General features: G+C 54.5%; 11 protein-coding genes. All 11 read left to right on the top strand.

Annotation, left to right across the window (positions count from 1 at the left end; genetic code table 11):
- The coding region (locus tag V7747_RS06375; RefSeq protein WP_335615213.1) for a type VI secretion system Vgr family protein at positions 1 to 917 on the top strand (917 nt) is incomplete at its 5' end.
- A complete protein-coding gene (locus V7747_RS06370) occupies positions 914 to 1,714 on the top strand; it encodes a DUF4123 domain-containing protein (RefSeq protein WP_335615212.1) in 801 nt (266 codons plus the stop codon). The genes V7747_RS06375 and V7747_RS06370, both read left to right, overlap by 4 nt.
- Complete coding sequence (locus V7747_RS06365; protein ID WP_335615211.1) at positions 1,711 to 5,820, top strand: hypothetical protein; 4,110 nt, start codon at positions 1,711 to 1,713, stop codon at positions 5,818 to 5,820. The genes V7747_RS06370 and V7747_RS06365 overlap by 4 nt, the downstream gene beginning before the upstream one ends.
- On the top strand, positions 5,807 to 6,850 hold the full coding sequence (locus V7747_RS06360; RefSeq protein WP_335615210.1) for a hypothetical protein: 1,044 nt from the start codon (positions 5,807 to 5,809) through the stop codon (positions 6,848 to 6,850). The genes V7747_RS06365 and V7747_RS06360 overlap by 14 nt, the downstream gene beginning before the upstream one ends.
- 90 nt (positions 6,851 to 6,940) lie before the next feature.
- Positions 6,941 to 7,984, top strand: coding sequence for a hypothetical protein (locus V7747_RS06355; protein ID WP_335615209.1), 1,044 nt, complete (start codon positions 6,941 to 6,943; stop codon positions 7,982 to 7,984).
- 111 nt (positions 7,985 to 8,095) lie between these two features.
- Positions 8,096 to 8,815: a transposase gene (locus tag V7747_RS06350; RefSeq protein WP_335615208.1), complete on the top strand. Its 720-nt coding sequence runs from the start codon at positions 8,096 to 8,098 to the stop codon at positions 8,813 to 8,815.
- Positions 8,816 to 8,877: 62 nt separating this feature from the next.
- A complete protein-coding gene (locus V7747_RS06345; RefSeq protein WP_335615205.1) occupies positions 8,878 to 9,156 on the top strand; it encodes a hypothetical protein in 279 nt (92 codons plus the stop codon).
- Positions 9,156 to 9,848: a hypothetical protein gene (locus V7747_RS06340; protein ID WP_335615207.1), complete on the top strand. Its 693-nt coding sequence runs from the start codon at positions 9,156 to 9,158 to the stop codon at positions 9,846 to 9,848. The genes V7747_RS06345 and V7747_RS06340 overlap by 1 nt, the downstream gene beginning before the upstream one ends.
- A 110-nt stretch (positions 9,849 to 9,958) precedes the next feature.
- The gene (locus V7747_RS06335) at positions 9,959 to 10,402 is read left to right on the top strand and encodes a hypothetical protein (protein ID WP_335615206.1); all 444 of its coding nucleotides are present in this window, start codon (positions 9,959 to 9,961) and stop codon (positions 10,400 to 10,402) included.
- 62 nt (positions 10,403 to 10,464) lie between these two features.
- Positions 10,465 to 10,743, top strand: coding sequence for a hypothetical protein (locus V7747_RS06330; RefSeq protein WP_335615205.1), 279 nt, complete (start codon positions 10,465 to 10,467; stop codon positions 10,741 to 10,743).
- Complete coding sequence (locus V7747_RS06325; RefSeq protein ID WP_335615204.1) at positions 10,743 to 11,417, top strand: hypothetical protein; 675 nt, start codon at positions 10,743 to 10,745, stop codon at positions 11,415 to 11,417. The genes V7747_RS06330 and V7747_RS06325 overlap by 1 nt, the downstream gene beginning before the upstream one ends.
- The last annotated feature ends 101 nt before the right edge of the window (positions 11,418 to 11,518 follow it).

Raw genomic sequence — 11,518 nt, 5'->3', positions numbered from 1 at the left:
ACGGCCGCATCAAGGTGCAGTTCCACTGGGACCGGGAGGGCCAGGCCGATGACAAAACCAGCTGCTGGCTACGCGTCGCCTCCAGCTGGGCCGGCGACCGCTACGGCGGCATCGCCATTCCCAGAGTCGGCATGGAAGTACTGATCTCATTCCTCGAAGGTGACCCCGATCAACCCCTGGTCACCGGCTGCCTGTACCACAAGGAACACGAAGTCCCGTACGAATTACCCGCGCACAACACCCGCAGCGTATTCAAAACCCTCAGCAGCCCCGGTGGGGGTGGCTACAACGAACTGCGCATCGAGGATAAAAAGGGCGAAGAACAGATCTACCTGCACGCGCAGAAAGACTGGGACGAGAACATAGAAAACAACCAGACCATCCGCGTTGGCAACGAACGCCACGACACCGTCGAGGCCAACAGCTACAGCGAGTTCAAGGCAGAAGAACACCGCACCACCCACAGCGACCGCAAGACCGAAATCAAAGCCAACGATCACCTCACCGTCGGCACCAGTCAGCACGTCAAACTGGGTGACAGCCAACTTGTCAAAGCCGGCAGCGAAATTCACCTCTCCAGCGGCATGAAAGTCGTGCTCGAAGCCGGCATGGAAATCACTTTCAAGGTCGGCGGCAGCTTCGTCAAACTCGACCCCAGTGGCGTGACGCTGGTCGGCCCGAGTGTGAAGATCAACTCGGGTGGTGGACCGGGTAACGGTAGTGGGGCCGCGCCGGTGTTGCCGGGGGCAGTGGCGGCTGTGGATGTGAGTGAGGCGGGAGCGTTGTTAAAGCAGCGGCTACGGGAGGAGGTGCCCGTTGTCGAGCTTTGTCAAAAACCGCAAGGCGGCACGCCGGCGCAATGCCCGCTCAGCGATTGCCCTTGCCGTAACGCAATGAATTCCGGAGCAAGCGCGTGATAAAAGGGCAGTGGTTGCTTCTCGAGCGTACAGAACATGTGTTGCCAGAGTTGTACCAGTTGGGTGAAGACCCAGACCCCATCCAGCTTTTTGACGGCACAGAGTTGGAGGCTTGTAGTGAGCAAAGTCCCATACTCATAAGGGCATGGAAAAATCCTAACCTGCTAGCGGCCGTGCAGCGTGAGCCAGCTGATTGGGCTGGTCTGTTGCTGGAAAGTGCTAGTTCCGTCGGTGATCTTCTGGCTCATCTGCGTCATATTCTTTTCGTTCGCTTCGATGCACAGCGCCGAGGCGTGCTGCGCTATTCAAATCCGCGAACGGCGAGTTACTTCTTTCCTGCTTGTGATAGAGAGACGCTTTCTATCTGGCTTGGGCCAATTGATCGAGTGAGCTGGTACGGCGGGACTTGGCGAGAGAAAGCCGAAGGCGCCGAAGATTGGCATTCTGTCGAGCATCAACTTGCGAGCGTGTGGCGCTCTTCGAGCACAGCAGGCGAACTGCATCTCAACCCACAACAGGAAAGCGCTCTTCAGCAACAGCAGGGTGAGCATTTCCTTTTTCAATGGTGGAAGCAACAACCCCAAGTTCCATTCGCCACAGCGTGGACCTTCCTTAAAGAGGGTATGCAAGCAGGCTTCGTCTCGGCCGAGTCGCTAACTGTTTATCTCAACCTGCGCACTACCTATCCGCACGCCACGCCTCCAGCTTCAATACCTATCGGCAGCGACAAAGAACGCCTTGATAACCTTGCCCAGCAACTGGCTGCATGTACGAACGACAAGGAAAGTACCGCATGAGTAATAGCGTATTCAATCTTAGCAACGGTGCCGCCTGCGAGCCCGGCAAGCTGATCGTGCAAGTGGTGGGTAAGGATCACCCAACCACACAGAAACTTGCCATCTACGATAAGGCTGTTGAAGCCAGGCTGGAAGAAATTACTCAGAAGGATAAGCCGGAAACTCAGATTAGCGATACCTTTGCCAGCGTGCTGCATGTGTGGGATTGGGAGTGCCAGTCCAAGAACAGTCTCTGCCTTGAGATTGCCACCAATGAAGGTGCTCCGATCTGCCTTCCGTTGTTAGAGGCGTTGGGCACGACACCGCGTCAGCCTGAGCACAGTGATCAGTGGAATCAAATTGTCCCCGTTGTACCCATGACGGCGCTATCAGGCAGTAAGAGTACCTACGATTTGGGCACCCCAGTTGCCCTACGTAGAGGCTATGTATATGTCTTCCGTCGCGGCAAGCTATGGCGCGAACTGGAAGTGCGTGATGGTGAGAGCGGTTTGTCCTATCACGATGTGCGGGTAGACAGCTATCGCCAGAGTAATGGCTTCAACGAGGATCTGCGCGAGGCGGTCGGTGTCGGTTTAGAAGAAATTTGGTTGCCGGCCAAGTGGAACGATCACAAAGAAGTTGGCATTGAGCTGTGTTTTTCTGAGATTCAGCTCAATGCTGCTCGTTTGAATTACCTTGAAAGCGATACCGCCGCGCGCAGCGCGCGCACCAGCAAGCCTCAATTGGATGTGTCGAAAGCTAGGCTGGATGAGTTGTTTAAAGGTAAGCCTGACGGGCTAGAGATAATCGAAGCTTACAAAGAGGACGGGTTCGCAGGTTCGCGTCACAATCACGCCCGTGTCGTGCGCAGAAACCTAGACCTTTGGGCGTTCCCTCTTAGCGTGGTGGCACCGCAGCGATCTCGTCAGCCGGGCTTCGAGTGGTTGCTTGACCATCCGGGTAGCTATATTTGCGACCTGACAGGTCAGTTCTCAGTTGAGCAGTTGAACGCAGCAAAAGCGTTTCTCACCGCGTGTGCCGCTGGCGAAACAGCGGCAGCACCGCCTGACATGGAAATGGCGGCGATGAAGCATGCTATGAAGGAGAAGCTTGCTAGCCAGACACCTGAAGATAGCTCGCTCATGTGTGAGGCGCCGGTATGGGAGGCCCAGGCAAGTGAGTCAGATATCTTGGCCCCATTACGCGAGAGACAGCTTTGCGCAGTGTTGCTGGACGATCATCATTTTCGCATGCGCCACCTGTGGTCCAGAATCACAGATAGTCAGGAGCTACTTCAGACCTGTGCGGCGTACGCCAGACTCAATGAGCATTTCTCCAGCGCATTGCTTATAAAAGAGACCGTCGTGCCGAGAAGTGTGGGCGGCGGTGAAAACAAGCTGCACTCCTGTATTAGTAGAGTTACCCCTGCGGGCTTACAAGACTTAAACCGGTGTACGGCGACCATCGAGCGGATGGAAGCTTGGTGGACGATGCAGGCCAGTCAGCAGTGCTTGATTGACCTTTTTGAGCATGCCGGTTGCCAGCAAACCTTGGCAGATCATTTAAGTCTGGATGGGTTCTGTTACACCAGCGCGCTGAAATTTGCCGCGCAGGCCATTCAGGCGCTGGCTGAAACGCCAGCCGATCATGATCCGCTCGCGGTCGAAAGCCGCCGATTGATAGATGCGGTTGCAGGGCGTGCGCATACCAGCGAAAAATACTCAAAGGGGCGTGAGTTCGTCCTGCAGATAGCCGAGCAAGATCAGCATCCACTGCATGCGATGTTTTGGCCTGAGTGCAACATAGCAGAGCTGGAGGAGGATTACGTTCCGCCGGAAACGCCAGCTCAGAACATCGGGAACGGTGCTTTTCGCGCGGCCGAGCTCGCCGCGCAGGAAAGTCGGGCTGCTGATTCAGCGGGCCAGAATACCTTCGACGCTGCGCGCTTACAGGGCGCGCTAGAAAACGGCATGCTTGCCAGTACTGCGATTACTGACTCCAAAAGCGTCAGCAACGCATTGATTACTATCTACGAGCATCTTGATGGCGCCCTCCGCACAGCAATCAGTGCCAAAGAGCAAGCAGAGCTAGACCGTGATGCTAGTCGCCAGGGTACCAGTCAAGCACAAAACCAGCAGGGCACCGCGCACCGAGAGAAAAATGCGGCAACGCAGGATCGCCAACAAACGGAGCAAGAGCACCAGGACGCAGCCAATAAGCAGAAAGCGACGCAGGCAGAGCTAGATCAGCGTGCCCAGGCACGAGCGAGTACGCAAGCGCGTGAAAAGGCTGCTCAGCGCCGGATTGCCGCCTCCCTGCGCCCCATGAAAGTGCGCATGCATGGCATGGGCATCGAGCAGTTACGCAGCATGATGCCGCAAGAGTTTGGTGCGTTACGCCTGATGCGTCGCAGTGCCGCTTTGGCTGGCGACCATTACATATTGGGGGTCAGCGACGCGCCGCTGGATATCCAACGCTCAATTCGAGTGTATGGCGAGATCCAGGATGGCGCTGGCAACATCATTAGTTCGACCAATCAGCGCATTGCCTCCAGGCATGGTGTAACGGCAGTTACTGAAGACTATATGGTTGCTGCAATGCCGAAGAACCACCTTACCACCCGGCTGGTTTCTGCGCTGCAACGCCATACCAACGCAAGAATGATGCTTGAGCAGGCAGAGAGCCTGGCACAAGAGGCGAATGCTGCTGCAGCGGCCTCTGCAGCCATTGCCGGCCGTTCTGCGGCAGCGGCACGAGCTAGTGAGAATACAGCCGCTGCACGTCTGCAGCAGGCCGAGCAGCTGGCTCGAACGGCACGGACTGAGTTGCAGCAAGCCCAGCAAACGCTGGATGACCTGACTCAAACTGTTGAAGCGGGTCAGCGTAATGCTTTCTTCAAGGTGCTTAACAGTGGTGCGTTCTCGGCTGCTGTGACTTTTCTGGAACTTTGGAATTTGTCTGTTGAGTTGGAGAGTAGTGGGAGCACCTTTCAGGAAAAAGGCCTCTCTAGAGTGATCTTTGGTACAGGTGCAGCTGTTCTCGATGCATTTATTGCTGTTGAGATGCTGGCCTTTAAGATGAAAGAGGCAAATCGATTCTCAACGCTTTTACGTGCCACCCGCTGGACTCTCGATCCCAGGCGTTTTGTCGGTTTCCTTGGTCCAGCGCTTGGGGATGCTCTTGTTACACAGATCTCTATTCGTCTGCTCGTCTCTGCGGCAGCCAGCCTTGTCACTATGGTCGTTTGTATCCTTGAAGCGGTGCATGCCTGGCGCAAGGGGGATGAGGCGGTCTGGGGTTATGGTGTGATGGCGGCGGGCGCGCTTATGGGGGCGATTGCCCCCTTTTTCAGCGGCAGCGCCGCCCTGGGCGGCATGAATCCCTTTGGCCTCGCTGCGTTGGTGTTGGTGCTGGTCGGGGCTGGTTTGGTGTTCTGGCTTAGTAGTACCGAGCTGGAAGACTGGTTAGAGAACGGCCCCTTCGGCGAGAAGCAGACTCCATACCTGGTAAAAGATGGGCAGGAAGCCTTGTATCGTCTCGCCTCTATCTTTGCCGGCATCCGTATCGCGATTGAGAATAACCCGCTCTATGAACCAGATGCCAAAATCGATATAAACCAGGATGCCTGCTTGGCCAAGTTGGTCACCGCTAATACTCGTATTAGCATATCGAGCAACTTGCCTGGCCTTCTGGGGCATTTGGGTAATACGGCGATTGAGCCGCACTGTCGCCTGCGTGTCAGTGAAGTAAGATATCGTGGTAACGGCGCCCCCTACCCGCCGACACACAGCTACAAGACCTCAGCATTAGTAGCTAAGCGTTCGCTTGCTGAATCCTGTGAGCTTTATGTCAACACGCCCGCTGCGGAGCCTGGCTCGCCATCAACGTCTTTTTGGAGTTATGGCAAGATTGATGTCAGCCGCTATTACGACTGGCAGGTGCGCGCGCAATTCAAGCTCTTGCTAGATAATGGCGGTCAGCAAGGCCAACTGAACACCACAACCTTGTTGTTCCCCGCACCGCCTATCAATATGGGCAAAGCCAATGCGGTGGGCGAATACCCGTTAGACTTCAGCGAAACCGATAGCCCCTTCTGGGCCGATGAGAAGACCCATGCCGCAACCTGATGACTTTTACAGCCCTGGCGCCTATCGCCCGGAGAGCATTCCTGAGCAGCCACCGGCGATCAAGCAGCCCTGGTTTAAGCGCTTTGGCAGCCTGCGCCTTCCTTGGGGCAATACTCAGGATATGATGCCGCCAAGTGTTCTCAAGAATGTTACACCTGACACTTTGCGTTATCAGGAAGAAATTGAAAAAACGGGAGTGCCCAGGCCTTTTGCGCATATAGACCTGCACGTGCGTTTCGACAACGAGAGGATTCGGCACGCACGTCTGCCTGCAAGTTCTCAGTTATGGCTATATATGAACGGGATTGGTAAGTGGGGCTTTGTAATAATGCTGACGCTTTTTTTACCTGTTTCTCTTTTTGTTGCTTCGGTTATGGATGGCGGTTATTTTGAATCTTTTCTTAGTGCGTTCTCTTTAGCATTCATGACCACGATGTTACCGCTCCTATTGGCCTGGTTTTTTGGATGGCTAGTCGTTAACCACTTCCCCAAGCTCTGGATAAAACCATCCAAAGGCCCGCTCTGGGAGTTCAATCGCCGCACGGGCCTAGTCACTGTCTTCGATTACGACAACAACGGCGAGTACAAAAAGAACGGTACCGTCGGCGAAAAAGTGGCACCGTTTTATGAGTTTGATGCCTACATTACCGTCTCGCCCGACCGCCAGGGCTTCCCTAATAACGTGCTGAGTGTTGTCCACCGTTATCAGGATAGCTGGATCAATATGGCTAACTTTGTTGCACCCAGCGGCAGTGCCTCTGAGCCTTGTGGACTATGGGACTATTTGCAGAACTACATGGATATCACCCATCCGCTACCGGATACGCCGGAGCTAGAGGCATACCGACACCTGGACCCAACCACCGCCGAGTACGATCGGCAGACCGGCCGCGAACCGCGTTACTGGCGTGATATGGACGATGACACCTTCAACGCCAAAGTCCGGGAAATGACCGAACGCATCCCGCATATCAACACCCTGCAGCGCACAAACCTGATGACCCGGTATGTGAACTATCACGCGCTGTGATTCTTGCTGAGGGGTATCGTGGTGATCGGCTTGCACCGCTTGCGTCTACTTGGGTGACCTCCGGGCGTTAACTGGACGATAAGAAAACCCATGCCGCAACCTGATGACTTTTACCATCCTGGCGCCTATCGCCCGGATGCCATTCCTGAGCAGCCACCGGCGATCAAGCAACCCAGGTTTAAGCGCTTTGGTAGCCTGCGCCTGCCTTGGGGTAGTACTCAGGATATGATGCCGCCGAGTGTTCTAAAGAATGTTACGCCTGATACTTTGCGTTATCAGGAAGAGCTTGAACAAACGGGAACAACTAGGCCTTTTGCGCATATAGACCTGCACGTGCGTTTCGACAACGAGAGGATTCGGCACGCGCGGCTGCCTGCCAGTTCTCAGTTATGGTTATATATGAATGGGATTGGTAAGTGGGGCTTAGTTGTAATACTTCCATTACTTTTGCCTGTTTGTCTTTACATGGCCACGTTTTTGGAAGGAAACTATTTCCTGTCTATCTTTGACGTGTTCTTCTCGGTTTTTCCAATACTCATTCTACCTCTATTTGTGTCGTGGTTTATCGGATGGATAGTTGTTAACCATTTCCCCAAGCTTTGGATAAAACCATCCAAAGGCCCTCTATGGGAGTTCAACCGCCGCACGGGCTTAGTCACCGTTTTTGATTACGATAACGACGGCGAGTACAAAAAAGACGGCACCGTCGGCGAGAAGGTGGCGCCTTTTTATGAGTTTGATGCCTACGTTACGGTCTCGCCTGATCGCCAGGGCTTCCCTAATAATGTGCTGAGTGTTGTCCACCGTTATCAGGATAGCTGGATCAATATGGCTAACTTCGTTGCGCCCAGCGGCAGTGCGTCCGAGCCTTGCGGGCTATGGGACTATTTGCAGAACTACATGGATATCACCCAGCCACTTCCAGATACGCCCCAAATGGAACCTTATCGTCACCTGGACCCAACCACCGCCGAGTACGATCGGCAGACCGGCCGCGAACCGCGTTACTGGCGTGATATGGACGATGACACATTCAACGCCAAAGTCCGGGAAATGACCGAACGCATCCCGCATATCAACACCCTGCAGCGCACAAACCTGATGACCCGGTATGTGAACTATCACGCGCTGTGATTCTTGCTGAGATGTATCGTGGTGATCTATCAATGTATCAATGGGGTCAGAGTAATTGATCTCGCTTCTCAAATACGCCTAGCATGCCCTGTACATCAAGGAAGATTTCAGATGGCCCGTTTACCGCGCCTCCACTTTCCTGGCTGCGCCCGGCACGTAATCCAGCGCGGCAACAACCGAAATGCCTGTTTTTACACCAACGTGGACTACAAAACCTACCTGACCTTTCTCAAGGAGGCGGCGGACCAATATCAGGTCCGCATCCATGCCTTAGTGCTTATGACCAATCATGTACATATACTGGTGACGGCCAGCAACGAGCAAGGCGTGAGCGGGATGATGCAGACTTTAGGCCGCAGATATGTTCGGTATTTCAACTTCACCCATCGACGCACAGGTACGTTGGGGGAGGGTCGCTATAAATCCACCCTGGTGGACGCGGAAAATTATCTTTTGACGGTTTATCGCTATATTGAACTCAACCCCGTGCGGGCACGCATGGTGTCCCACGCATCGGAATACCCTTGGTCCAGCTACCAGTCAAATGCCGCGGGAAAGTCGATCAATTTACTCACACCCCACACGTTGTATCTGCAACTGGGTGACACAGATGCAGAGCAGCAGGACGCCTACACATCCCTATTCCGGGGCACCATGCCAGAGCGAGTATTAACGGCGATCCGTGATACTACCAACAAGGGCTGGGTTTTAGGCAATGACCGTTTCAAAGCTCAAATCGAAGCTAGGACGGGGCGACGCACTACCCCGCTGGGACGGGGTGGGGACAGGAGATCCGGGGCGTATCGGGAGAACAAGGATCAATTACTCTGACCCCATTGATCGCGCAGCGCCTTGCCGGTCAGCTCCAACTTACTGCAACCCAAGGAGATTTGATGACCGAACGTGCCCAAGAGGTAAAGCAAGGCCTGCTTTGGAAGCAGGAGCACCTTGCCCCGCTACCGATCCCTACCGGTCAATCCGCCAGCGATCTGATGAATATCATCTGGCGTAAGAATGATGTTTATATGGATATAGGCAGTTTTGTTATGGGCGCGGGTTGGATGACGTTGCATATGGGTTCGGTGATGTTTCTGGCTATTTCAGCCTGGATTGCGGCCAGCGGAGATATTTGGCTCAGTCTTGCGATTCTTGCGGTTATGGGGGGGGGCTGATGGGAACCCTCTGGTATTTGTTTTCCAAGCAGTGGCGCAAGCCCTTGTACCCGCCCATCCGCTTCAACCGTCAGCGCCGTGAAGTCTGTATCACCGAGCCTGATGGAAACTATTGGTTTGTGCCCTGGGAGCGGGTACACGCCATTGCTCCCAGTGCCCTCAGCCTCAATACGGGTGGTGCGAGTCAGCAAGGTAGTCTTTTGTTGTGGTTTCCGCTCAAGGGACAGGAGCATGAAGAGTACGCGCCAGACAAAGAAGGCTGGGCGCTGATGGTCAATACGGGTGGCGGGATTTCTTCGATGGCGCAGTGGGAGTGTATTCGCAGTTTTATGGAGATAGGACCGGAAGTTGTGCCCGGCAGCTCAATTCCCGAGACGTCTGATAAGATCAAGCGGGAGGGTTATTGGGGAGCATGGAAGAGCTACGCTGCACAATTCATTGATGAGGTTAAAACTAAGGACGTCGGCCCAGCTGTAACTACATTATGTGGTCTCACTATTTTTGGCATCCCTTGGGTTGTTGTATTGATGGGCAAAAAACTAGAGCACACTCCTGATCTGATCGCGCCCGAAACCATCGAATGGTCCAAACCCTTACCCCCTGAGCAATGGGCCAAACGCTCTCCCGAGCTTGAGCAGGCCATCCGCGAGCAGGAGAGTCAGCTGGTAGCAGGCTCTGACGCGGCTGCATAAGAGGCCTGTTGGGCCTCTGCCCAAACACGGGCACTATCAATTGGGTCAGAGTAATTGATCCCGCTTCTCAAATACGCCTAGCATGCCCTGTACATCAAGGAAGATTTCACATGGCCCGCCTACCGCGCCTCTATTTTCCCGGCTGCGCCCAACACGTAATCCAGCGCGGCAACAATCGAACGGTTTATCGCTATATTGAACTCAACCCCGTGCGGGCACGCATGGTGTCTCACGCATCGGAATACCCTTGGTCCAGCTACCAGTCAAATGCCGCGGGAAAGTCGATCAATTTACTCACACCCCACACGTTGTATCTGCGACTGGGTGACACAGATGCAGAGCGTCAGGAGGCCTACACATCCCTATTCCGGGGCACCATGCCAGAGCGAGTATTAACGGCGATCCGTGATACTACCAACAAGGGCTGGGTTTTAGGCAATGACCGTTTCAAAGCTCAAATCGAAGCTAGGACGGGGCGACGCACTACCCCGCTGGGACGGGGTGGGGACAGGAGATCCGGGGCGTATCGGGAGAACAAGGATCAATTACTCTGACCCCATTGATCGCGCAGCGCCTTGCCGGTCAGCTCCAACTTACTGCAACCCAAGGAGATTTGATGACCGAACGTGCCCAAGAGGTAAAGCAAGGCCTGCTTTGGAAGCAGGAGCACCTTGCCCCGCTACCGATCCCTACCGGTCAATCCGCCAGCGATCTGATGAATATCATCTGGCGTAAGAATGATGTTTATATGGATATAGGCAGTTTTGTTATGGGCGCGGGTTGGATGACGTTGCATATGGGTTCGGTGATGTTTCTGGCTATTTCAGCCTGGATTGCGGCCAGCGGAGATATTTGGCTCAGTCTTGCGATTCTTGCGGTTATGGGGGGGGGCTGATGGGAACCCTCTGGTATTTGTTTTCCAAGCAGTGGCGCAAGCCCTTATACCCGCCCATCCGCTTCAACCGTCAGCGCCGTGAAGTCTGTATCACCGAGCCTGATGGAAACTATTGGTTTGTGCCTTGGGAGCGGGTACACGCCATCGCTCCCAGCGCGCTTAGTCTCAATACGGGCGGGGCCAGTCAGCAGGGTAGTCTTTTGTTGTGGTTTCCGCTCAAGGGGCAAGAGCATGAGGAGTACGCGCCAGACAAAGAAGGCTGGGCGCTGATGGTCAATACGGGTGGCGGAATTTCTTCAATGGCGCAGTGGGAGTGCATTCGCAGTTTCATGGAAGTTGGACCAGAAGTGGTTCCTGAGCCATCCATTTTTCACAACGCCGGAATGACGTTATGGCAAAGCTTTGTTCATGATTTCAAAGCGGGGGTGGCTGCTAGGGGCTGGATAGTCGCTTTTCTATGGGAGGGCCTGGGCACGTTGGTATTTAACGATGTGCTGTATTTACACCTGGCCCGCAAGAAACTGGCAAATCTCCCTAATTTATCAGCGCCAGAAACTATCGAATGGTCCAAGCCCTTACCGCCTGACCAGTGGGCAACACGGTCTCTCGAGCTTGATCAGGCCATCCGCGCGCAGGAAAGTCTATTCGCGCGAGCCGCTGACGAAACTGCATAAAGGGCTTACTGCACCGCCACCCCCTAGGCGCACGCTGCCGTTTTGATGACTGGGGGCATCGTCCGCTGGTTGCGTTGCATAACATGGGGTTGTTCGCAGAT

The organism is Halopseudomonas sp., assembly GCF_036960865.1.
Lineage (GTDB): Bacteria > Pseudomonadota > Gammaproteobacteria > Pseudomonadales > Pseudomonadaceae > Halopseudomonas.
Note: the sequence above shows the minus strand (reverse complement) of the source record. Positions and strands in the feature narration are given on the sequence as shown.